The sequence below is a fragment of the Formosa sediminum genome, assembly GCF_007197735.1.
Lineage (GTDB): Bacteria > Bacteroidota > Bacteroidia > Flavobacteriales > Flavobacteriaceae > Formosa > Formosa sediminum.
The window spans coordinates 3,439,760-3,465,009 of sequence record NZ_CP041637.1; the positions used below are offsets into that span (position 1 = coordinate 3,439,760).

Below are 25,250 nucleotides of genomic sequence, written 5' to 3' on the forward strand. Positions count from 1 at the left end.
AAAACAGAACTTAACTTATTTAGAAATTTGTATTAGAAATTAATTAGATATGATTACTTCTAAAAAATTAAAACAGTAAAAACAATTAAATAAAAATGAAAAATAACATTCTTATATCCATATCAATAATTGGCTTACTATTTTATACAGGTTGTGCTAATTCACAAACAGTGGTAGTAAGAAAACCATATAAAACGGTTGTTGTAACCCACCCACGACGAGTTGCAGTTGTTCCTCCTGTAAGAAAGCCAGTAGTAGTTGCGCCAGCAAAAACAGTAGTTTATAGAGCTCCTGTAGTTGTAAGAACAATTCCTCCAAACTGGGTTACTGTTTACTATAACGACATCCCATATTATTATGTAGATGGTATATACTACATCCCTACTGAAACCAAAGACGAATTTATACCTGTCCCTCCCAAAGTAGGAACTGTAGTCCCATCCTTACCCGAAGGAGCTGTAAAGAAAATAATAGATACTAACACCTATTATGAACACAATGATATACTCTATAAAAAAATAATTGTAGACGAAACTACCAAATACGAGGTAGTGAGCACCACTGAATATCAAAAATAATTTAAAACCACATGATGATGAAAAGAAAAACAATTTTAAAATCGAGAATTACATATTTACTATTACTATTTGCATTAACAATATCATTCACAGCTTGTGAAGATGACGACGATGATGTAATAATATACGTACATACCTATGAAGATGCTCAAGAAGCCATAGCGATTTCCTTAGCTTATGATTCTTATGGATTAGTTGCCTATTTTGAAAATATTAGCAATGAAATTGAGGTGAATAATGAGTGTGATGTTTTATATGAAGATAGTGACACCGAAACAGGCGAATTTAACTCCTCTGAATTAACAACCTATGTTTACAATTACAACGAAATCTACACCAAATATTGTGATCCCGAGTTGTATGTAGATTATGCCTTAAGCGCTGAACAATTAATAGAATCTGTACGTGTTTCAACCACCCACAATATCAATGTAAATTTAATAACTACTGGTTTAGAAGAAACAAGTGAAAATGAAATTTATAATGGTACATACAACAGAAATGGAGGTTGGGAAACAGAATACTCAGAAGAGTATTATAATTTTAGTTATTCAAGCGAAGTTTCAGATATCTTACTTTCTAAAGCTACAGGAGAAATCATTTCTGGAACTTCTACTTTTACATTAACACAAGATTATGGTTATAACAACTTAACTTATACTTATGAAGGTGTCGTTGAATTTTTAAATAAAGACGAGGCAAAAGTAACTTTTGACGATGGTAGCGTTTTCTATATAAATATAAGTAATTTAAGTATTAGTATTTAAAAAAGCATTGATTAATAGCTTGATTAATTTTCTTAAGGTGGAACCCTATTTCTGGGTTCCACTTTTTGTTTTTAATAGAGTCTACTTTAAAAAATTTACTCACATCTATAGCGCATCTCCATTATAAAACACCAACCTTAAAACCTAGTTCACACTGTAATTTTACAGCCTCACATTTTTATTCTAAAATCCAAAGTATAAATCATAGATTTTTGTTTCAAATTAAATTTAAAATGATTTAAAATGATGAAAAACAAAATTAAAAACGTTGGGTATGCTTCCCTGTTAATAGCTATCCCTTTATTTCAAAGTTGTAGTGACGATGACGAAACTTTAACCACTGAAGATCCTACTGAAGCTACAGTTTTATTAAAAGAATCTGAAACCTTTGGAAATATTATTACAGATTCAGAAGGTAATTCCCTTTATTTCTTTTCCAAAGACACCAAAGACAATTCTTTATGTACAGAAGAATGTTTAGAAACTTCTCCTCTATTTTATACAGAATCTTTGGTCATAGAAGACGATTTAAATAGTGATGATTTTAACACTATAACAAGAACAGATGGGAGCCTTCAAAACACATATAAAGGTTGGCCTCTTTATTATTCATCTACAGACACAGTCTCTGGAAATACTAATGGCGAAAATGACACTTGGTTTATTGCTAAACCTAATTATACTTTAATGTATGCTAAAGCGCAACTTATTGGAGAAGATGGGAATATGTACACAAGTAGTTATACATTAGGTGAAGAGGAAACAAGCTATATCGTAGATAGTAATGGTAAAACGCTATATATTAATAGTAACGATACTTACAACACCAATACGTTTACGGAAGCCGATTTTTCTAATAATGATGTTTGGCCAATAGCAGAGCTTACATTAGATGCTATCCCAAGTATATTAAATATTGAAGATTTTAATACTATCGACGTCCATGGAAGAACCCAATTAACCTATAAGGGATGGCCCTTATATTATTTTGGACAAGATGAAAACCGCGGAGACACTAAAGGAATTAGTTACTCATATCCTGGAGCTTGGCCTATCGCAAATACAGATACCCCAGTATCTATAACAGAATAACATCTCATTAATTCTAAGTAGAACTCTAAATAATTTAGGGTTCTACTTTACTTATAAAAACTACAAAATTCAAATAATTTATTAAAAAACAAACAATTAATTTTAAAAAAAATGAAACAGATTTACATTTTAGCAATACTTTTAACTTTCACTTTATCTAAAGTCAATGCACAAAGTATAGAAGATTTTGAAACAGAAACCATAGGTGAAACTACGTTTACAGACCAAGGGCAATCCTTTACAATTGTTAGTAATTCTAGCGATACATTTTCTATTTATCATTTCCCAGACGGTGGATGGAATGGCACCACTACAGACAATCGATTTATAGACAATTCAGAGGACAATGGTCCAGTTCCAGAAGGAACTTCATTTAGTATAATTACCACAGATGGTAACGATATTAATTTAAATAGTTTTTATCTATTTGTTTCCAATTATAATTTAACTGGACCGGGAACACCAACAACTCTAACTTTTGAAGGAAAAAAAGATGGTACTATTGTTTTTGTGGTATATAAAAGCAACGGTATTGTTAATGGTGCATCTTATTTCCCTAATAACGGCTACACATTTATTGATTTTACAACAGAAGGAGGTACAGACAACACCAACGTAAATATAGATGAAATACATATTTCAACTACTAATGATGCTGATTATATATCCCTAGATGCCTTTAATTGGAGTCCTGCTTCTTTAAGCATAAACGACTTCGAAGTCGAAACAAATGAAATTAAAATAGTACCAAATCCCGCTAGTGATTTTATTCAATTAAATAAATTAAACACTAAAGAAATTTATACAATATACAACACTTTGGGGCAGGAAGTAAAAGAAGGAATCGTTTTTGAAAATGATAAAATAGATATTAAAAGCCTTGAAAATGGATTATACTTTTTAAAAATTGACGGTAAAACTACAATGAAATTTTTAAAAAAATAACACCCCTAACACACAATAAAATAATTAGGCTAATTTATTGTTGTAATCACTTAATTTTTTCTTTAAATCAGAATTCTTTTTTGAATTCTGATTTATCAATTAAATGCTATTTTCCAATTCAAAAAGACCACAATCAATAAAGTATTCAAAAAAAACATACCTATATACTTTCAGATATTTCCAAATTAATAACTCTCAAAAAACTACGCTTATCCATAAAAAAACACTTACAAGTACATTTTTTTCTCAAAACTGTTTCGACTTTAAAATCAAAAATTCGACCTCAATAATTAATTAAAAAAAAAGAACAAATAACACTACACCTTTGTATAGAATCTATAAATAATATTTGTAATGAACAGAATCTTATTACTTTTTTTAATAACTCTAAATATAACATCTCTTTTTTCGCAAAACAATGAGATTGAGGCTATAATTCAGTTTAAATCATTTCAAGAAGTACTTGATTATGCCGATGAAAACTCCATAATTATACAAAGTGCCATAATTAACGAACAGGTTGCAAGTGTTAGAAAAAAGGATGCAAAATCCTTTTTATATCCCTCAGTAAAAGCAGCTACAAGCTATAATAACAATATAACTCTGCAGCCAACATTGGTTCCTGCCGAAATTTTTAACCCCGATGCTCCAGAAGGAAGTTTTGAAGAGTTAACTTTTGGAGAACAACATATATATTCTGCAGGTATACAAGCTCAATGGAACATTTTAAATTTCCAACAACTATTTGCTTCTCAAACCGCAAATATATTAGCCAAACAAAGTACATTAAACACCCAGAAGACTAAGTTTAACACATATAACGTGTTAGCGTCAACCTATTATTCCATTTTACTCACTCAAGAAGCAATCACTATTTATAAAGAAAACCTTATAGTCTCTGAAGCTATTTATAGCAACACCAAAGAAAAATTTAAAAACGGCATTGTAAGTGAAGAAGCACTTAATACTGCTGAAATAAAACAACTCGAAAATAAGAAAAGGTTAAATCAAGCTACGAGCAACCTTAGCCGTTTTTATACCCAACTTCAAAGTCAGTTAAATACTAGCCAAAAAATTACCATCTCAGATGCACCAGAAAACTTTAATTTAATTAATAATAATTTACAAACGGTACACCCTGAAATTTCTTGGCAAGAAATGGAAGTAGATAAAAACAAATCTTCCCTAAAAGAAAAGAAAGCGTTGCTGTTACCAAATATCAGTTTTAACTATCAATATAATTACAGTTGGGCAACTGATGACTTTACAGATTTTTCAGATGCCAATGAATTGCCTCAACAATATTTAGGTGTCCAACTAAATATTCCTGTCTTTAATGGCTTGTCTTACCGTCAAAAAATTAAACAATCTCAATTAGAGCTACAGCAACAGGAACTACAATTAAAAACTACCAAATTAGAAAAACAAAAAGAAGATGAACTATTGCTTTTAGATATAAAACAATATGCTGAAGAATTAACAGATAATCAAAACATTTTGGAGCTAATGCAAAAGAATGATGTGCATGCTGAAAATCAATATCAAAGTGGAATTATATCTCTAGATAATAGATTAGACACGTATGAAGATTTACTAAAAGCACAAGATAATTATCTACAGAGTCTTGCTGCATTTACACTATCGGAATACAAGATTTACATCAGACAAATTGATTTTACTTCCAAAAATTAAAAAATAAAAAAATGAATAAAAATAGAATTATTTTCCTCAGTTATATCTTGTTATTTACTTTTTTATTCCATTCGTGCAATAAAAAAGAAACGATAACGCCCATAAGAAAAAACATTGAAAATGCTGTATTTGCAAGTGGCTATATAGAGCAATCTAACCAATTTACAGTATCTTCTAGTGTAGAAGGCATTATACAATCTATTCCTGTAAGCGAAGGCGATACAATTTCAGAAGGTGCTCTAGTCGCTGTTATTGAAAGTGATGTGCAAAATAATCAAGTTGTGGATGCCCTTGCAGTATACAACGATGCTGTAAACAATGCCTCTGCACAAGCAGCTCAATTACAGCAAATTCAGAAAAAAATTAATCAAGCACAAGAACAATTAGATTTAGATAGAACCAATTACGAGCGTTACAAAGATTTAAGAACTAAAAATTCGGTTTCTCAACTCGATTTTGAAAAAGCAGAATTGCAATATAATGCCTCTAAAAACAACCTTCTCTCTTTACAAGATAATTACAACGAGGTAGCGTCTAACTTAAAATTAAACGAAACGCGAAGTTTAGTACAAGTTAATACGCAAAAAGCAATCCTAGAAGATTACCAACTTACCACATCTATATCAGGGCAAGTCATTAATCTATATAAAAATCAAGGAGAGCTCATTAGAAAAGGAGAAGCCATTGCAGAAATTGGTAGTGGAGAACATCTTATTAAGCTATTTGTATCAGAAGATGACATCACAAAAACAAATATTGGACAATCTGTAGCTGTAAGTATCAATACCTATCCTAACGAGGTTTTCAACGCTAAAGTCACCAAAATATATCCAGGCTTTGATAAAACAGAACAGTCTTATGTTTTAGAAGCACGTTTTATAGAATTGCCAAAAAAAATGTTCTCTGGCACACAACTACAAGCTAATATACAAACTGCAAGTAAAGCAAATGCACTGGTTATCCCTACCGAATATGTTTATAAAGAAAACTATGTTTTACTCGAAAATGGAGAAGAAAGAAAAATTGAAATAGGCAGTGAAAATGAGGAATGGACAGAAGTAGTTTCTGGAATTTCGGATACGGATGAAATTGTAAAACCACAATAAGATGAATACCAATCAGAAAATAGCAAAGGTACACCTTACCACAAGGTTTAGACAATTATTAGTAGCGATACTAAGTGTCACTTTCGGAATCTCTATGTATGTATTTATGAACAGCTTTATGGCAGGTGTAAACAATGCACAAACACAGATTACCTTTACCTCTATGCCACATATTAAAATCTACAACGATTTGCCAGCCGATGTGGAGCCTATATTAAAAGCTAATAATCAGAATACAATAACTATGGTTAATAACGCCCGAAATATTCAATATACAGAGGGCATAAAGAATGCTGATGAGATAAAAAACAAGCTACTTGATTTCAATGAAGTTGTAGGTGTAACTCAACAACTCAATCATAATGTCTTTATTCGTAATGGCGTTTCTAAAATTAGTGCAAGCCTTTCTGGTATTGATACCGAAGGCGAAAATAAACTATTTGAAACAGCTCAATATATGGTTGAAGGCAATTTAAAAGCATTAGACAGACGCTCAGACGGTATCATTTTAGGTACAGGATTGGCAACAGCCATAGGCGTAAATATGGGAAATAATATTTCGTTAACCACTTCAGATGATGTTACCAAAACCTTTAAAGTTATCGGTCTTATTGAAACGGGTTCTAATGCCACAGATAAAACACGAGCTTTAGTATCTATACAAACTGCTAGACAGCTTTTTTCTAAAAACAAAAGCTATGCAACAGAAGTGCTTTTAAATATAAAAGATTATTACAACGCTCAAAATCTAACTAAAGAGATAAGTAAAATCACAGATTATAAAGTTGAGGCTTGGCAAGACGGCAATGCCCAATTAGATGCAGCTAATGTACTTAGAGATATAGTTGCAATAGCCATTTCTCTAACAATTTTAATTGTAGCAGGATTTGGTATTTATAATATTATGAACATGACGGTAAATGAAAAAATTAAAGAGATTGCCATTTTGAAAGCCATGGGATTTAGTGGTAAAGATGTCATAGAAATTTTCTTGACGCAATCTATCGTAATCGGTTTTATTGGAGGAGTTACCGGTTTAATATTAGGAAATATTATTGTGCGCCTAGTAGACAACGTTCCTTTTAAAATAGCAACACTTACCACACTTCCTGTAGAATATAGTACAGCCGACTATGTGATGGCATTTTTCTTTGGTATCATCATCACATTTATTGCAGGATATCTTCCAGCAAGACAAGCATCAAAAGTAGACCCAGTAGAAATTTTAAGAGGATAAAAATGAAAGCACTTTCTGTAAATAGCATTAATAAATATTTTCATAAACCCACAGAATTCCACGTTCTAAAAGATATTTCTTTTGAAATTGACAAAGGCGAATTTGTGTCTATCATTGGTAAATCTGGCTCGGGTAAATCTACCCTACTCTACTTACTCTCTACAATGGACACCGAGTATACAGGTTATATAGAAATGAATGGCCATAAAATTACTGGACTACAGCAAAATCAACTTGCAAAATATAGAAATGAACATATTGGTTTTGTTTTTCAATTTCATTATCTGTTACCAGAATTCACTGTTCTAGATAATGTGATGTTACCCGCTTTAAAATTAAATAAAAAAAGTAAAGAAGAAATTGAAGCAGAAGCCATAGAACTACTTACGTTATTAGGTATTAAAGGACACGAGCACAAGCAATCCTCTAAAATATCTGGAGGTCAGCAACAACGTGTTGCTATTGCAAGAGCACTTATTAATTCGCCTTCTATAATTATGGGAGATGAACCTACTGGAAACCTTGATTCTAAAAACACCAATATTGTTTTTGACATCTTTCGAGAATTAGCAAAAGATAGAGGCCAAACCATTATAGCTGTAACTCATGATGATGAGTTTGCGGCAAATTGCGACCGTATTATTGAATTGTCCGATGGAAAACTAATAAAATAAAAATCATATGAATCAGAATGAAGAAAATAAAATGCAAAAACATGACATAGAACTGATTATAACTATACTTCTAATAGTACTATATATAAGTATTATAAGTTTTTATTTTACTCATTTCTATATTGAATTTTATATAAAAACAAATGAAGTTGTTTACTTAAACCTTGATTAAGTTAATCTTAGTTTAATAATAGTCTATTAACGAAAATAACTATAAACTAATAAAAATTAATAATTATTAAGACGTTAGAAAAACATAAAAAATTTGAGAAGATGGATGGAAGAGGCATTCAAACACTGTTTAGAACCTTATCACGAAACCATTATAATTTACTCAAAATGGTAGATAATAAAGCAGGTATTATTATCACCATAAACTCTGTAATTATCTCTTTATTAATGGGTGTCTTATTTATAGGAATTAGTACCAACAAAAGTAATATAGAAATACACCAAATCAGATTTTTAATTACGTCTTGTGTGTTATCTATGACTATAGCTTTAATAAGTATGCTCCCTCATCGCTATTTAGGGAAAAAATTTAAAAACAGTGGTTATAAAGGAACGTTGTATGCTCAAAATTTTTCTAGAATGACCTTAGAAGATTTTCGTTCAAACCTTTATAACGTTATGAATTCTGGATACAACTTGTATGATGAAATGATTAATGACTTATATTTTTTAGGGCAATATATAAGCCATAAACAACACCTAGTTATGACGTCTTTCCTTGTTTTCATAATTGGTTTAATTGGGGCACTTATAATTTAAAAAAGTTAGATTTAACATAGTACTTTCCACAATCTCTTCATCCTTATTAATATTTTTTCGACCTCAAATATCAAAATTCGACTTTAATAACTCATTTCTAAAATAGTACAAGAATCATAATATCATTGTTTAAACAATTATAAAACGATAAATAGAAATTAATTAAAATGAAAAAAATAAAAAGTACAATAACCGTATTTGTTTTACTAGCTGTTAGCTTAGTAAGCCTAGCTAGTTATGCACAACAAGACATCAAAGGAAAATGGAGTTTTGGAGAAAAAAATAATGTTATAGAAATAGAACAACACAATGGTATATATAGTGGTAAAATTATCTCTTCAGACAACCCAAACACACAAATTGGAAAATTAATAGTTAAAGAAGTTCAACTAATTGAGGGGAAATGGCAAGGTAAAGTTTATGCGCCTAAACGAGAAGAGTGGTATGATGCTGAATATACTCCTAAAGACAACCTATTAGAAGTTAAAATTAAAGTTGGTTTTTTTAGTAAAACTATAGAATGGATAAGAATAAAAACATGAAAAAAACATTTAACAAAAAAACTATATATAGCTTAAAAATAATAGTGTTTTTATTAAGTTTTTCCTTTACTAAAAGCTATTCCCAAGATTTAAAACTCGCAGGAGTTCAATATAACAATTATCCAAACTCTGAAATAAAAAACAACTCTGAAAGTCATGATATTTCTTTTCAAGAATTTGGTGGTTATATAAATTTCCCTAAAAAATTAAAAAATAATAAAACGATCTTGGTCAACGGATTGGGTTATGGCTATGTAAAAGCATCATTAGATACGCAATTGTTACCTTTTATTGAAAACAATAAAACCCTTCAGACGTTTAATTATCAATTTACTCTTTTACATCAATGGAACGAAAAATGGAACATCCTCATTAATATTACCCCTACACTAGCATCAGACTTTGAAGCAAAAATAAGTACCGAAGATTTTATTTTTCAAGGGGCAGCGGTTGTATCTCTAAAAATCAATACTAAATTCAAAATAGGTAGTGGTATAGGCTATAGTGCTCGTTTTGGTACACCAAGACTAGTTCCTTTAATGAATCTGCATTATAAAAATAATAAGCACCAAATAAATGCATTATTACCTTTAAGTTTAAAATATAGCTATACATTATTACCTAATAACAAATTAGAACTCGGATTAAAATATATACTCAATGGTGCTCATTTTAACACAGAAAGTACAGGAGCTAATAATATTAATGAAATTAATTATTCTAGAGCAAATATTGGCGCATCAGCAGATTATTATATTACTAAAACTATGCGGTTAGAAGCTTTTTGTGGTTTGAGTGCTGCTAGAACCTACGGTGCTATAGCTACCGATGGTACAGAATACGATTTTGATTCTGAAACAGCACCTTTTTTTAGTTTAGGTATGGTTATAATTACTAAAAAGAGACCATAATTACATTAATAATTTAATATATTACTAATAGTTTTTTTTATATCGTAATGACAAAAAATATAAAAAAATTTATAATTCGAAATCTTTTAGTTTCGCTATATGCTATTCTTGTTATAAGATTAATTAGCTTAGGAATGCCTGAGAATGTTGCATATGAATTTAGAATACCTAAGGACATATTCATGCTTATTTACCTTATCTGTTTCAATTTAAATACAGAAGGAAATTTATTCTTTGACCGCTATTTAAACAGAAAACAACCATGGTTCTCCAATCCTAAAAAAAGACTTATATTACAAATAGCTGTAATCATTATATGGACCTTAATAACTATTGGATTACCTTTTACGGCTTGGTATTTCTTTAATGGTAAGTCTATAATTTATCCCCAAGCTCCAGTTATTATATTTATAGGGTCTGTATTTTTACTTATAGGATTTATTAGTATTTCTATTGCTATAAACTTTTTTAAACAATGGAAAATCTCATTACTAAATGTAAAACATTACAAACAAGAAAAGCTTAAAGCTGATTACCGCGTTTTGCAAAATCAGGTAAACCCTCATTTTTTATTCAATAGCTTAAATGTATTAATCTCTGAAATAAAACATAACCCAAAAAACGCTGAAAATTTTACGCGTAAACTATCTAAAGTTTATCGCTATGTGCTTCAAAGTAAAAATCATGACTTAATTTCATTAAAAAAAGAGCTTGAATTTATCGATTCCTTTATTTTTTTACATAAAGTTAGAATCGGCGATGCCTTAAAATTTGAGGTTCATATATTAGAAGAAGCATTACAAAAGCAAATACCTCCACTAACTTTGCAAATTTTAATTGAAAATGCAATAAAACACAATATTATAAACGAAAAAAACATACTAAAAATAACTATTACTAGTGAAAACGATTCCATGCTAATTGTTTCTAATAATATACATAGTAAAGATAATGTAGATTCTACCCTTACTGGTTTAAGTAATTTAAAAAAGCGTTTTGAACTGCTGGAAAGAGATGGGTTTACCTATGGTAAACTAGAAAATAAATTTTTAGTAGCTATTCCTCTAATCGAAGCATAAAATGATAAAAGTATTAATAATAGAAGATGAAATTCCTGCACAACGTTTATTGAAAGAAACCTTGCAAGAAATTATAATAAAAACAGAAGTTGTTGGTTGTGCAAATAGTATAAAATCTGCTATTAACTGGTTTACAAATAATCCACATCCTGAAATAGTTTTGTTAGATATTCAGTTATCCGACGGGCTCAGTTTTGAAATATTTAAGCAAATAAAAATTGATAGCATGATAATATTTACCACAGCCTATGATGAGTATACACTGCAAGCATTCAAAGTAAATAGTTTGGATTATCTTTTAAAACCAATAGATAAAGAAGAACTACAAACAGCTTTCGAAAAATATAATAGGTATAACAAAAAGATTTCTACAGAGCAATATGCTACTATAAATTTTAACGAGCTTTCTCAACTTATTAAAACCGGGAAATCTAATTATCGTAAACGCTTTTTAATTCAGTCTAACGAATCTTTTTTTTATTTACCAATTGAAGATATTGCTCTTTTTCATAGTATGCAAGGCATTACTTTTGCTGTTACTTTCGAAAAAAGAGAATACCCTGTTAATTTTTCATTAGAAAGTTTAAAAGAGCAACTAAATCCGGACTTTTTTTTTAAAGTAAACCGCCAATACATAGTAAACATTAATGCCATTAAAAAAGTACATTCTTATTTTAACAGAAAATTAAAGCTAGAAATAAAACCAACTTACATACATGACATATTAGTAGGAAAAGACAAAGCTTCAGCTTTTAAAAAGTGGATAGATAGGTAAATTATACAATAACTTTCAATTTTTCAATGTAACATACAATCCAGTTTTTTTTGTGTTTGAAATTTCTCAAAATATGGTTGCATTTCCTCTAAATCGTGTTTTAAACGAAGTCCATTAACAGTCACATTTTTATGCACCCACTCATTTAATTGTAATATATATTGATTTACATTAAACATATTTAATACTCAAACATTTAGCAAATTTTATATAAACACACCTCTACCTTTATCACCCTCTATAAAAACCCTTTTAAATGAATTTATACACTTTTCTTCTGTATCTATAAAACTGTACATAATTTTTAGTACTACTATAGCTAGAGATTTACTTATTATATCCTGAGCGTTTTACTTTTTTGTTGATTATACAGTTTTAAATATTTTGCTATCAAAATAAAAGGAAGTAATTGTGAGGGTTTGGGTATAAGTCTAAAGTCTTTTGTGAGGTACAAATACATTGGAAGAGGTACCAAATGAATAACGGAATTCCGATTTGGCAAACCCTATATACAATTTTCATTCTTTAGTGTAGAGTTTTTCCTAGCGCAGCAGTAAAGGTAAACGCAATGGAAAGCTAAAATTGGGGATTTCAAGATTATTTTAGGTAGCGCATTTCACGAAATGTATGGAAATGGGCTGAGTGGATTATGAAAACTATTTTTATAACAGGATGATAAGCAATCACAATAATAAGTCGGTAGACTGAAATAGTGTTTAATTAATCACCTTTTTCTTATGAATAAACGTACAAGTAAAATGGATGACAGAATCCTTAAAGTTATTATCAAAATTATTATGACTAAAAAACAATACGATAACTATTATTATCACACAAACAATAACCCTATAAATATCAAATATTTATAGGGTTACGAAAGGAACTATTAATTACCAATTCAAAATAATTCTAATATATACAAAACATACTAATTACATTTTTGAACCGTTATTTAATTATACCTTTAATTTGCTGGGTCTAGTTTATTAATAGCTGTGATAACACCCCCTTCTACTTCCAGACCTTGAGTTGCTGTAGCAGAGGCAACATCTATAACATAAACAAAACTTCCTGTACTTGTTGTAATACCAACGTAAGCCTTATCACCAGTCTCAGAGACATAATTCCCTCTAAATGGGACATTCACTATATCTTCTACATTTGGTATTCCTGTAACCATAGTTAGTGTATTTGTGTACACATTCATAATAGCAAATTCTTTACCCGTTGTATATGCACCCTTTTCAGACACATTTTGTAGGTTAAGTAACAAATTACCATTACCTAAATACATTTGAGTGGTTGCGTATTTACCATTTGTAGCCTCTTCAATATTAAAATAATAAGAATCAAACTCTGTTGTACCACTTTTAATTCTTGTTATTGCTGAAGGTTTGGTAGATACAAATTCACCATTATTAGTAGCAATTGAGGAAGATACAGCATAAGTGTCTCCTAATTCATCAACAGCTAATCCACTATTAAAATAACGCCCAATAAAACTTGTACGGTCATCTTGAATAGTTTTTACATATTCCATTTCAGGGTAAGAGAACACTGCAATATTTGCTTCGTCTGGATATAAAGTACCGTTCGAATCATCTCCTGTTCCTTTTAGAGTATAATATGGTAAGTATATATTGTTACCAACTTGAGTAATCCATGTAAAAAAGGCGAGCTCACCATTTTCTTTAGCGGCCAATTCTTGTGTGTTAATTTGACCTTCGGCAACAAATTGAGAAATTTCGGTATCTAAACTATACCAATATGCAGTAGGATCATCGGCACTTCTTGATATTTTCATTAAAAGAATATCATCATCAACAGGTTCGAAAGCTTGAACTGTTTCCGATTGAAAATCTGATAATTTATCTAAAGAACCTGTATTGTTTAATTCATAGGTTGTTACAGCTCCAGGGTTACCTTGCCCGTAAAGCATACTAAAAAACTTATTATTACTCGTAACATAATATCTATACGTTCCGTCTTGTTCTAAACCATTTCCGACAGTACTAATAATCCCTTGACTTAAATCATCTGTGGTTAAAATATAATCTGCAACACCTTCTGAAGCCGTTGGTGTAGCAGTAATTATGTATTTGGCCTCGGCACTTTCAGGGACTTCTACTTCAGTTGAGCTATCGTCATCACTACATGATGCAAATAGTGCCATTCCTGCAAATAAACCTAAAAGTAAATGCTTGTTTTTCATTGTAAATAATTTAATAATTTATAATTGTTGTATATAATTGATATTTAGCTTTAGAATGATAGTATATTATCGCTAAGGCTTTTTAAGGTTAATCGTTAAAGAAATGTGTATTTTAGTTTTCCTGTAAAACTCCGTCCTGGCTTTTGCAGACTAAAATTATCGTATAGCGTTTCATCAAGTAGATTTCTGCATTCTAGAGTAAATTGCAGTTTTTCATTGAAGAAAAAAGTCGATGTTATATCATGTGAAATCTGATCTGGAATGTCCAATTTACTAGAATCACTTCCTAAACTTGGCCAGTATAAATAAAACGCATGTACATACAACAGATTGTAACCTACATTTAACTGTCTATTTTTTTTGCCAATATTTGGGAAATTGTAACTTACATCTGCGTTACCATATAAATAAGGCATATTGGGTATTCTATCTTTGTATACAATACTTTCAACAGTTTGACCTTCTTCATATTTAGTATTGTTACGTAAGTTTTGATAGGTTAGATTCGCCCCCATCATTAATCGGTTATCCAACGCGTACCTCACTTCGGCCTCTATACCAGCGCTGGTGACAGCACCCAAATTATCCATAGTGGTAGTCGCTTGATTTGGACTAAATTTTTCGCGAATAAAGTCTGTTGTATTGCGATAAAAACCACTTGTATTAATTGTAAACTGATGCCTTTTATTAACGTAAAACCAATAACTAAGCCCCAAATTATAATTGCTACTATTTTCAGGTTTTAAATCTTTATTACCTTCTAAATTTATTTCATCACCAAAAATTTCGTTGGCTTCTGGCAGACGATAACTTTCTTCGAAGGACGCCTTAACTTGAAGGTTTTCGTTAATAAAATGAGTTAAGGCTAGACCATAACCTGTAGCATTAAATTTGTCTGTGTAATCTCTATATGCCACATCTCCATAATTCCCTGTAGGGTTATAGGCATCGGCGAAGGTGTTTTTCTGAAAATATTGCTTTAAAAAAATGGAGGCATTCCAATTATCACGCTTATAATCGAAGCCTAAACCTGTTATATTTTTTTTATTCTTTTTAGGTTGTTCGTAAATTTCACTATCTGGATTTAATTCATTTTGTCCAACTCTATCGAAAGTATTATAGGTATTACTCAATACAATATTACTGTGATCGTTAATTTTATAACTTAAATTAGCTGTAGATATACCTGCGTTATTTTTGTATTTATATAAGGAGTAAGAACGCTCTCCTCCTGGCCCATCATACTCTTTATAATCCCCAAACCAATTATATCGCCGATTCACCGTATCTATATTTTTTTCTTGACCTAAATTAATATTCGCATTAAATTTTAAATCTAAATCCTTGATTATAAAGTCGTCTTTCTTATACTTTAAACTTGGCATTATAATATTACCACGGGTATGCCATTTTCCGAAGACACTAACAATTCTAGCACCTGTTTGTATTTCTTTATAGTTTTGTCCTAATGTGATTCCAAATAAGAGTTCGTCTGCAAATTTTTTACCAACTACCCCGGTATTAACTATAACAGTCTCGTTGTGGTAAGTATCATGAAATCGTTCGACAGTCTGATCTGGAAAATACTCCCCAGTATTTAAATCTGCGACATCGACATTAACCTTATAATTATTATCGGAATAATTTTGAAATGCGTTTACTTGCGCAACAAATCCAGATTTTGCAACATAAATTGCATTTACAGTAGAGCGATGGGTATTAAAAGAACCGTAAGAATATGAGGCCTCTAAATGACTTTTTTTATACGTATTTGTTATAATATTAACGGCTCCTCCTAAAGCATCCGCTCCAAGACCTACGGGTACAACGCCTTTATAAACCTCGATCCGTTCTGCCATATTAACTGGAATATTATTGATTTGGAATGAGGATCCGAAATTATCCATTGGCACTCCATCAATAAAGAAACGTACTTGGTTCCCTTTAAAACCATTTAGAGAAAAACTCATTTGCGACCCTACACCACCACTTTCGCGAATACGAACTCCAGAAACACGGTCTAGTGCATGTGCCAAGTCTAAAGATGTATTATGTAGTTTTTCGGCATCTACAACGCTTACATTAAATGCTCTTTCTTTTACTTTTTGGATCTGACTCTTTCCTGTAACTAGAACCTCATCCAACTCGGTATTTGTCGGATTTAAAACTAATGAAAAACTTTTGTTTGCTCCAGACTTTATATTAAATGGGATTTGCTTAGTCTCAAAGCCTAGGTATGATATGACTAGCGTGTAGTCTCCGTTGTAATTTCCTAAAAAAGAAAATGTCCCACTATGGTCTGTCACCACACCTTGATTGGTTTCTTTAATTATAACAGTAGCACCTAAAATGTCTTTATTAGTGTCATCTTTAACAACACCAGTAATCTTACTTTGAGTAGACTGTGCCATGCAAAAAAGAGAACACAAACAGAAGTAAAAAGCAAGAAATTTGTTTTGAATTTGCATCTTAAAATTTAATTATTTTTAATTAGTCTAAATACTAATAAAATGCAAACTTATGTTTTAGAAGGGTCTACAAGCATACGCAATACGGATAAAAACCTACGTGAAACGGAATGAATTAGTCGCGATGTTTCACTAATAAAAATAACTTACTTAACACTAAAACCAATAATTTCAGAGCGAACTTGATCACATTAAAATTACACACATAAATTAGCTAATTATATTTCAGACTTTTAATTATGATTTAACAACTTCAGATATTGAGTCTGATTTCTTTTTTAATTTATATACTACTGCAAGTGCGGTTATTGAAAGTAAAATCCAAAAAAAATCCATTACAAAAATTTGTGAATACCCTTTTTGCCACGTGACCCACAACCAGTTTCCAGAAACAATACCATTAGCCACAGGAACTAAAAACCCTAAAATACTCCCTAATATTAAGGACATCTTATTGGTAAAGTAATTGTCTTTCTTCATTATAAAAATGGTACTCAAAATTAGCCAACCATAGAAGAAAACATTATATATTAATACTTTTTTTCCGCCTTCAAAATAATCTCCAAAACACTTTACAACTATAAATATTAAAGCTGTCATAGGATAGATACTTAAACAAATTGCCATATAGATGCGGACTAACCAAGTGTTAAATTTTTGTTTATACACTGGAACATTTTTCTTATCGCGAGCGACTAGCCAAATTAAAACTCCTGAGAGAATTACAAAGCAGGTAATAAGACCAAGCACAAAGTTAATGAGCTTCATCCCGTAGCCACCGTAATCGCCAAAATGCAAGCGTTTTAAAATATTTGTAGAACCTTCTATATAAGATGTTTTTGCATATGGATCTTTCTCGTCTACAATATTGCCATCCCTAGCATTAAAGGTTAAATAGCCTCCAGTTAAAAGTTTATCGTTATAAAACGGAGCACCTTCTACTTTTACATGCATATTTTTATCTCCATAATTAAAAATCTGAAGACCGTTAATCTTAATATTGGGCCACTTCGCTTTAGTTTTTGCTACAAAATCGTTAAAAGATACAGTTGTATCTAATGCTTCACCTTTTAATTTATATTCTATATTCTTTTCCACACTTACCGCCTGTTTAAAATCTTTAGCATCGTTTTTAAACAAAATAGATTCTATAGGCGGAAGCATAATACTATATCCAATAATTAAATATGCCCCAGTGACGGCGAACATAAACTGAAACGGTAGACCTATAACACCTAATGATACATGTGCATCCGTCCAAATGGTTTTCCATTTGGTATTGGGTCTAAATACATAAAAACTAGATACCATTTTTTTCCAATGTACTATTACTCCTGTAAGGATGGCGAAAAGGAAGAAAAAGGCTACCAATCCAGCCAATAAATAACCAGATTGCCCAATTAGATTTAGTTGTGCAAAAAAATGTAGTCTGTAGAAAAATTCTCCCAACGTATAAGAATCTGCATATCTTTCGGTTTTATAGGAAGAAAGATTGGTTACAAAAAAATTCCGTCGACCTCTCCTTTTAGTGACTTTCATATTTTTTGGAGGCGATATTAATGTCGAAGCCAACTGCCCTTCAATACGCTGATTAAACGATATATCTCTATTAGTGAGTTCATGATCTTGTTCTAGCGATTTTAATACGCTATTAAAATCTACCTCACTAAAATAATTCTCTGTGACCGGTTCGTTGCGTTCCCAAGCGATAATTTCATCCCTTAAAAAAGAGATAGATCCTGTAAAAAAAATAACATACAACGCGGCACTGATAATAATACCACTAATAGTATGCGTATGAAACATAATATTATATACTCGTTTAGACATAAAGACTATTCGTTAAAAAATAAAAGGTTGTTTATAATGGATAAGTGCAAAAAAAACAAGACTTATAAGCACATAAATGCCCCATATTTTTAATCCGTTTTTTGCTAAAAAAGAAATAATAAGTAGAACCACCCACAAGATGAAACCGGCATAACGCACCGTTATCAAAGCATTAGACGCATCCCAATACACGATTAAGAACATGTGAAATACTTCTGTTAGTAAATAACCTCCAAAAACACCTGCAGTTATTTTAATAACACGTTGTAACGGAGAAGATAAATGTTTTTTATTAGCTGGCATACGTTATTAAGTAAGGTAAATTTCAATTCCAAGGGAAAGCATTGTAATTAATACTATAGTAGATAGTTTAAAAAAACGAAGAGGAGCTACCAAAACAATTAAGCTACCAAGGGTCATTAAAATCATTAGAAAAGAGAAAGCACCTGCACCGATACCTAAATCAGCTATACAAATAAGCAAACTAACGAGTAGTAAAAATACAGCACAATATTTACTAATTTTATCATTTTCGTTTATTCGCTTTTGTAATTGGAGTTCGAATTGTAATGGAGCTCGCTTACTTGTGCTATACAACATATAAAAACCAAAAAGAGAAAAACTTGAAGCTAAAGTGACCATAGAATCTTTAAAAATTGATGACATGTATTTTTATTAAAACAGCTCTTATCTATGGAACTATCTAAAATTCTTAACAAAAACACATTCGTAAACGTTTTACATACACCCATTCTAAAACACTTCATTTATTATTAGTTTACGTATTAAAATCAGTGCAAAGCAGTAAGCGCTTGTCTTATATATATTTTTTAAATTAGGTATTTACCTAATTAATTATATTAAGTCTAAATAAATATAAAATCAAAATTATTGCTTTTTGGAGCTGATTAATTTACGTAAAACGGAATAAATTATACGCGAAACGGAGCAATATAAGACTCTGATTAAAATAACCCATTTCGTTTATTTAGATTAAATACAAATAACATACATTTGCTTAAACCACTGAAAACGGAATCTTAAAATGTGTAAAACAGCGTAATGATAGATAGTGTAATAATTGAAAATAATAACGAAATCATTTTCGATAAAGCCCCAGATATTGCAAAAGTAGATGAATGTGGTACCCAAGATTTTTACACCTCATTTATAGATAGAACGTATAACGGCTGGTATAAAGAGCAAATTTTCGATAACTTTAAAATTGGCTATGGCGCTTTATATGGAGCTGATAAAAAAAGAATCCGATTTAATTTTAATCAAGAAACCATTGGTTTGATTTTTATTCTGAAGGGCTCTTTGAGCATGAATATTAACAACGCTTTATACACTAATCACTTCGAGATCAACCAGCACAATATTTTTTATTATACGAGCGCAAACGATGCTATAGAAATAACAGATAATACTGTATCCATAGTACGTATAAATTTTAAGGTTGATTTCTTTAATCAGTTTTTACCAGCCGATCATAAATTTGAAAATTTTAGAAAACAAATTAAACAACATAAAAATCGTACGCTGGAGAAACATAATTATCAGATAACCACACAAATGCATTTAATTATTGATAATATTCTACATTGCAAACGCAAAGGCTTTTACAGAAAAATTAGTATGAATGCTTTAGTCTTCGAACTGTTGCTACTGCAATTAGATATGTTTAATCAGGGTAGCAAAAAAGACACTCACATTTGTGATACAAAAAAAATTATTAAGGTTAAAGAATATTTAGACTACAACTATACCCTACCCATGACTTTAGAGTTTTTATGTAAAAAATTCGGAACAAATGAATTCGCATTAAAAAAAGGATTCAAATCTACTTTTGGCAAAACTGTATTTGGATATATATCGGACTTAAAAATGCACAAAGCCAGAAATTTATTAATGGAAAATAATATTTCAATTGGAGAGGTTTCTGAAATAATAGGTTATAAAAATGCACAACATTTTTCTACAGCTTTTAAAAAGAAATTTGGAATGACACCAAGTAAATGTAATTCTTTCACCCATAGAAAATTATAAATATAATATTAATTATTAAGAATATATCATACATATTTTTTGCACTTGTATTCATGTGATTTATTGTAGCAGTAGTATAGACAATTCAGTTATAGCTAAAATTGTGGATTTTATTCAAGATTATTTTGGGTAAGCTTCTGTTCCGAAATATAGTTTTTCATGAAATGAAGCGGAAATGTGCTTACCATTCATTAAAAGCGAATTATATATAAATAAAGTAAGATGCGAAGCAATCGGTACATTAAGGTTGTTCCAAAAATGGAGTTTGATTACTTCCCGATTATTCTCGGGAATTAGCAAGCAACAGCAATAGACGACGGAAACCTTAATGTTGCAACCCCCTATTAAGCAAGCGGTTTTCTCGAAATAGAGCTTTTCCAGCCCGTCCGGCAGGCAAATGTGGAATGTCGTGGTAATAAACTGATTGAAAAAAAACTATACCTTTTCATTGGTTAAGCTAAACTATTCATAAATTTCAAGAGCAATAACTATAAGATAATAGTGAATAAATTAAGTTACTGAAAAAAACCAACTACTGTACTTATTCTGTGCGATCTGAAAACAAAAAGGCTTCACAGTTCTGTGAAGCCTTGTAAAAAAAAGTAGCGAGAACGAGATTTGAACTCGTGACCTCTGGGTTATGAACCTATTTTACAAGTTCACTAAAACACACCAAACACCAGTAAAATATACTGTTTTACAACACATTACAAAATTAAAGTTATAAAAAATCCCATTTGACATTGAATTATTCTGTACTTATTCTGTACTAGTTTTTAAAATATAACTATCTTTAAGTAAATCCTATTAATAACATGGCAAGTATAAAAGTAGTATTGCGAAGAAATATGATGAAGAAAGATGGTACGATACCCCTTGCTTTACGAATAAGTGAAAATTATAAAACCAATTATTCCTGGTTAGGTCAATATGTTCTCGAAAAAGATTGGGATTCGGACAAAGGTTTTGCTAAAAAATCTCATCCAAATTATAGCCGTTTAAATAATTTTATCTTAAAAAAATTAAACGAAGCCAATAATGTATATTTCGCAACGGAGGAATCACTAACACCTAAGCTTGCTAAAAGAAAACTTAAAGGGGCTAATGGGTCTAGATCTTTTTTTGAGTTAGCTTATGAACGCATAAAAGGCAAATATGATAGTGGTGTCTTTTCCGTTGCTAAATCAGAAATCTCTACATTAAATAATTTAGAAGAATTCTTGAATTTAAAGATTACAAGTACAAAATATCAGGTAGTAAAGGATATTAGAAACCGAAGGCTAGATAGAATCAGAAAGTCAAAAAATCCAGATTATAATTTTATTGAAAGTATTAATCATTTTAAAAATTCTAAAAAATTAAAATTTCGAGATATAGACGAAACTTTTATAGGTAAATACAAAAATTTTTGCACCGTATATTTAAAACAAAAGCCGAGAACAATTACGAATCAACTTATATTCATTAGAACACTTTTTAACGTTGCCATCAAAAATGGAGTTATAGACAAGAAATATTATCCATTTGCAGACAAAAAAGAAAAAATAACAATAAAGTCAGGTAACAAAATTGGTTTAAATAGAGAAGAAATTGAAAAAATTGAAAATCTCGAGCTCCTCGATAATTCAATAATTAGACATACTCAAAAAGTCTGGTTGACCTCTTTTTATTTTGCCGGAATACGTATTTCTGATGTACTAAAATTAAAATGGACAGATTTTAAAGACAACAGGTTATATTATACCATGAACAAAAATGAAAAACCTGTTAGCTTAAAAATTCCAATAAAAGCTGAAGCTATACTAAATGAATACAAGAAAATGAAAAGGTTTAATAAAGGATATGTCTTTCCTTTTTTAAGTATTGCCGACAAGAATGATGCTGAAGATATTTTTATAAAAACTAGAAATGCAACCAAATTATTAAATACTAATTTGAAAAAAATCGCAAAACTTTGTGAGTTAGAAAAACCATTAACCAACCACATTGCTAGACACAGTTTCGGTAATTTGGCGGGAGATAGCATTCATCCCTTAATGCTTCAAAAATTATATAGACATTCAGATCTTAAAACCACTTTAAATTATCAAGCTAATTTTATTCATAAAGATGCAGATGATGCACTAGATAGTGTTATTAATTTTTAATACCATTTAACAACTTAATGTTTTATCTAGTACTAAGCTAATGGCACTTCTAATACGTTTCAAACCATCAGAAGTATTAATGTCAATCCCACAAAAAGGTGTTTTAGTGGATTTGGAATGCAGCACCATGAAGTAACTTCCGGCAACAAGTAACGCTGATATGGCACGCAAATCTATATCTTTTCCTTCTAGTTCTGTGTCAATAAGCTCAAACAGTTCTGAGGCTAGTTGCTCTCTCTCGACAGACACGCTATCTACAAAATATGTTTTCTGACTTATTTCCCATAATACGAGTTTTTGTAACTCTGAATTATTATTGAAATAATCTAACTGGTTAAGTAAAAGTACATCTGCAATATCTTTAATTTCCAAACTGTTATTTTCTAATATCATTTGCTTAACATCTCCTAAAGTGTCCAGCCAATAGTCCTTTTTTCTAAAATAAATTTCGACCAAATTATTAACAGAATCAAAATACAAAGTTATAAGGCGCCTATCCAGACCAGCTTCTTTTGCTATATTCGTTACAGTTAATCCCACATAACCTTTTGACTCTAGCACCTTACCTACTGCATTAATAAGTTTCTGCTTGGATTTCTCCTTATCGTTTATAGGTCCTTGATATCTTTTTACCATTTTGATTTTTTTTATTACTTCTACATAAGAGATTAAAGAATTGATCTTATAATAGTTATTATGAGCTGTGATTCTAGTTCTTAAAAACATTATCGTTAATTTAATCAGATATTTTTACTAGATAATCAATTAAAAACGAGAATATTTGGATTTTAGCAAATTTTCATATTTTCCTTTTTAATTTTTCCCGCCAAAGAGAAAAACATATATCTTTATAATAACCAGACACTTACACCCCAATAAAGATACACTTAATCTTGATTTAATTAGAAGAAAGAGTATAAAATCTCATTCATATTACTAACCCTAAGCCAAATAATATGAAACAAACTGTACTAAATAATTTTCAGGAGGAATTAATAAGGATTAATAATTCCTCCCTAAACACTACTGAACGTGCAAATCGTTCTATTATTTCATGTAGAAAAACACTTGGCGCATTAAAAAAAGAGGTCCTTTTAAAAGGCTTTAAATCAACTCAACAAGAAATAATATTTTTTAAACATACCAAAAGCGTCCCTTTAAAAGAACTTATTTATTATTTAAAATTAAGATCTTTTGAATTACAATTGCCACGAAGTGGTAAAGAACTACAGTGTAAAATAATAAAACGTAAACTGAATAAATTAAATCGTTTCTTTCTTAGAAATATTGATTTTGGACAATATATGGAATCTGAATGTACACATCTAGATGAATATTATTATACTAGACCACAACACCAAGAAGATCATTATCCCTTTTCAAAATTGTATTATGAAGATTTTAGATTCAGCACACCTAAAGGACTGCTTTTGGCTGAATTTAAAGCCTATTCTGCATTTATGCTTTATCTTGAAAACCGCTTATTTTGTATTAAAAATCCATTACAAGAACAAGAAATCAATACCAAACTGACGAAAAAATTGGTATGGCCTTTTGGTTACGCAGCTTTTGTGGAACTTATTTCAGTTCTTAGTGCTGCCGAGCTGCACACAAAAAACAATTTAAGTATTATTGATTTAGCTCGTAAATTTCAGGAAATAATAGATATTCAGAATACTGGGTTTTATAATACTAGAAATGAAAATGCCAATAGAACTAAAGGTCTCACTCCTTTTTTAGATTCGGTGATACTTGCTTACATTAAGGAATTAGATAAAAAAAACAAATTCGAATAATGACAATTAATCCTAATTTTATAAAAATTAATTTCTCCCTATGACACCCTATAGGGAGTTTTTTTTACCCCCTATTTTCTGGCTATAATTCCACCTAAAAATACTGCTTTCCAACCCTTTACCATAGTTTTTGCATTAAAACCTAGGCTTTTTAGCAAATGTTAAATTATCACCCTATAGGGAATAAATTTCAACAAATCACCTCAATTTTACCTAAAGCAGATTAAATCAAACCAAAGGGCATAAAAATTTATTATCAACAAATTAAAGCCCCTTAATTAAAACCACAGTATTATGCCAACAAGTATTATTACAACAGACGATCTTCACGAATTCAAATTAGAATTACTTGACGACATTAAAAGACTTTTAAATGCTCACTCTAAAAGCAAAATAAATTCCTATCTCAAATCTTCAGAAGTAATGAGCTTACTTCAAATTAGCTCCAGTACTTTACAAAATTTAAGATTAAATGGAACACTTCCCCATACTAGAATTGGAGGGATTATTTATTATTCTTCAGAAGAAATTCAAGCAGTTCTTACTGAAAACACTATTAACAATATCGAAGACCTTTAA

The 25,250-nt window shown here is 30.4% G+C and carries 23 protein-coding genes; 17 read left to right on the forward strand and 6 right to left on the reverse strand.

Translation table 11 applies throughout. The annotated features are described in order from the left end of the window. Positions 1 to 95 precede the first annotated feature (95 nt). The 13 genes from FNB79_RS15065 to FNB79_RS15125 all read left to right on the forward strand — a co-directional run bounded on the left by FNB79_RS15065 (position 96) and on the right by FNB79_RS15125 (position 12,169). Complete coding sequence (locus FNB79_RS15065) at positions 96 to 578, forward strand: DUF6515 family protein (protein WP_143382144.1); 483 nt, start codon at positions 96 to 98, stop codon at positions 576 to 578. Between the two features lie 17 nt (positions 579 to 595). Next, complete coding sequence (locus FNB79_RS15070; RefSeq protein WP_143382145.1) at positions 596 to 1,345, forward strand: hypothetical protein; 750 nt, start codon at positions 596 to 598, stop codon at positions 1,343 to 1,345. A gap of 243 nt (positions 1,346 to 1,588) precedes the next feature. Further along, complete coding sequence (locus FNB79_RS15075) at positions 1,589 to 2,437, forward strand: COG4315 family predicted lipoprotein (protein WP_143382146.1); 849 nt, start codon at positions 1,589 to 1,591, stop codon at positions 2,435 to 2,437. A gap of 111 nt (positions 2,438 to 2,548) precedes the next feature. Further along, the gene (locus tag FNB79_RS15080; RefSeq protein ID WP_143382147.1) at positions 2,549 to 3,382 is read left to right on the forward strand and encodes a T9SS type A sorting domain-containing protein; all 834 of its coding nucleotides are present in this window, start codon (positions 2,549 to 2,551) and stop codon (positions 3,380 to 3,382) included. A gap of 354 nt (positions 3,383 to 3,736) precedes the next feature. Continuing rightward, positions 3,737 to 5,074, forward strand: a complete 1,338-nt coding sequence (locus tag FNB79_RS15085) for a TolC family protein (protein WP_143382148.1) — start codon at positions 3,737 to 3,739, stop codon at positions 5,072 to 5,074. Positions 5,075 to 5,085: 11 nt separating this feature from the next. Beyond that, entirely contained in the window at positions 5,086 to 6,180 is a 1,095-nt protein-coding gene (locus tag FNB79_RS15090) for an efflux RND transporter periplasmic adaptor subunit (RefSeq protein WP_143382149.1), read from the forward strand. Position 6,181: 1 nt separating this feature from the next. Next, a complete protein-coding gene (locus FNB79_RS15095; RefSeq protein ID WP_143382150.1) occupies positions 6,182 to 7,417 on the forward strand; it encodes an ABC transporter permease in 1,236 nt (411 codons plus the stop codon). Positions 7,418 to 7,419: 2 nt separating this feature from the next. Continuing rightward, entirely contained in the window at positions 7,420 to 8,091 is a 672-nt protein-coding gene (locus FNB79_RS15100; RefSeq protein WP_143382151.1) for an ABC transporter ATP-binding protein, read from the forward strand. A 273-nt stretch (positions 8,092 to 8,364) separates the two neighbouring features. Beyond that, a complete protein-coding gene (locus tag FNB79_RS15105; protein ID WP_143382152.1) occupies positions 8,365 to 8,862 on the forward strand; it encodes a Pycsar system effector family protein in 498 nt (165 codons plus the stop codon). Between the two features lie 167 nt (positions 8,863 to 9,029). Continuing rightward, a complete protein-coding gene (locus FNB79_RS15110) occupies positions 9,030 to 9,404 on the forward strand; it encodes a DUF2147 domain-containing protein (protein ID WP_143382153.1) in 375 nt (124 codons plus the stop codon). Then, positions 9,401 to 10,315: a DUF6268 family outer membrane beta-barrel protein gene (locus FNB79_RS15115; RefSeq protein ID WP_143382154.1), complete on the forward strand. Its 915-nt coding sequence runs from the start codon at positions 9,401 to 9,403 to the stop codon at positions 10,313 to 10,315. The genes FNB79_RS15110 and FNB79_RS15115 overlap by 4 nt, the downstream gene beginning before the upstream one ends. Before the next feature lie 47 nt (positions 10,316 to 10,362). Continuing rightward, positions 10,363 to 11,394, forward strand: coding sequence for a sensor histidine kinase (locus FNB79_RS15120; RefSeq protein WP_143382155.1), 1,032 nt, complete (start codon positions 10,363 to 10,365; stop codon positions 11,392 to 11,394). Between the two features lies 1 nt (position 11,395). Continuing rightward, complete coding sequence (locus FNB79_RS15125) at positions 11,396 to 12,169, forward strand: LytR/AlgR family response regulator transcription factor (protein WP_143382156.1); 774 nt, start codon at positions 11,396 to 11,398, stop codon at positions 12,167 to 12,169. A 964-nt stretch (positions 12,170 to 13,133) separates the two neighbouring features. Here FNB79_RS15125 and FNB79_RS15130 read toward each other — a convergent pair. The 5 genes from FNB79_RS15130 to FNB79_RS15150 form a co-directional block, all read right to left on the reverse strand. Continuing rightward, complete coding sequence (locus FNB79_RS15130; protein WP_143382157.1) at positions 13,134 to 14,381, reverse strand: DUF4374 domain-containing protein; 1,248 nt, start codon at positions 14,379 to 14,381, stop codon at positions 13,134 to 13,136. Between the two features lie 95 nt (positions 14,382 to 14,476). Further along, a complete protein-coding gene (locus tag FNB79_RS15135; RefSeq protein WP_246073286.1) occupies positions 14,477 to 16,792 on the reverse strand; it encodes a TonB-dependent receptor in 2,316 nt (771 codons plus the stop codon). A 294-nt stretch (positions 16,793 to 17,086) separates the two neighbouring features. Further along, the gene (locus FNB79_RS15140; RefSeq protein ID WP_143382159.1) at positions 17,087 to 18,679 is read right to left on the reverse strand and encodes a PepSY-associated TM helix domain-containing protein; all 1,593 of its coding nucleotides are present in this window, start codon (positions 18,677 to 18,679) and stop codon (positions 17,087 to 17,089) included. Positions 18,680 to 18,691: 12 nt separating this feature from the next. After that, positions 18,692 to 18,982 (reverse strand): hypothetical protein, encoded by a 291-nt coding sequence (locus FNB79_RS15145; RefSeq protein WP_143382160.1) that lies wholly within the window; start codon positions 18,980 to 18,982, stop codon positions 18,692 to 18,694. 6 nt (positions 18,983 to 18,988) lie between these two features. After that, a complete protein-coding gene (locus tag FNB79_RS15150) occupies positions 18,989 to 19,345 on the reverse strand; it encodes a hypothetical protein (protein WP_143382161.1) in 357 nt (118 codons plus the stop codon). Between the two features lie 396 nt (positions 19,346 to 19,741). On the opposite strand from FNB79_RS15150, the gene FNB79_RS15155 reads away from it, so the two are divergent. After that, positions 19,742 to 20,728, forward strand: coding sequence for a helix-turn-helix domain-containing protein (locus FNB79_RS15155; RefSeq protein WP_143382162.1), 987 nt, complete (start codon positions 19,742 to 19,744; stop codon positions 20,726 to 20,728). An 815-nt stretch (positions 20,729 to 21,543) separates the two neighbouring features. Next, positions 21,544 to 22,875, forward strand: coding sequence for a tyrosine-type recombinase/integrase (locus tag FNB79_RS15160; RefSeq protein WP_143382163.1), 1,332 nt, complete (start codon positions 21,544 to 21,546; stop codon positions 22,873 to 22,875). 6 nt (positions 22,876 to 22,881) lie between these two features. Here the strand turns inward: FNB79_RS15160 and FNB79_RS15165 are convergent, their stop codons facing one another. Then, the gene (locus tag FNB79_RS15165; RefSeq protein ID WP_143382164.1) at positions 22,882 to 23,511 is read right to left on the reverse strand and encodes a TetR/AcrR family transcriptional regulator; all 630 of its coding nucleotides are present in this window, start codon (positions 23,509 to 23,511) and stop codon (positions 22,882 to 22,884) included. A gap of 320 nt (positions 23,512 to 23,831) precedes the next feature. Between FNB79_RS15165 and FNB79_RS15170 the strand changes: the two genes are divergently transcribed. Both FNB79_RS15170 and FNB79_RS15175 read left to right on the forward strand, forming a co-directional pair. Continuing rightward, entirely contained in the window at positions 23,832 to 24,671 is an 840-nt protein-coding gene (locus FNB79_RS15170; protein WP_143382165.1) for an RteC domain-containing protein, read from the forward strand. 294 nt (positions 24,672 to 24,965) lie between these two features. After that, a complete protein-coding gene (locus tag FNB79_RS15175; protein WP_143382166.1) occupies positions 24,966 to 25,250 on the forward strand; it encodes a helix-turn-helix domain-containing protein in 285 nt (94 codons plus the stop codon).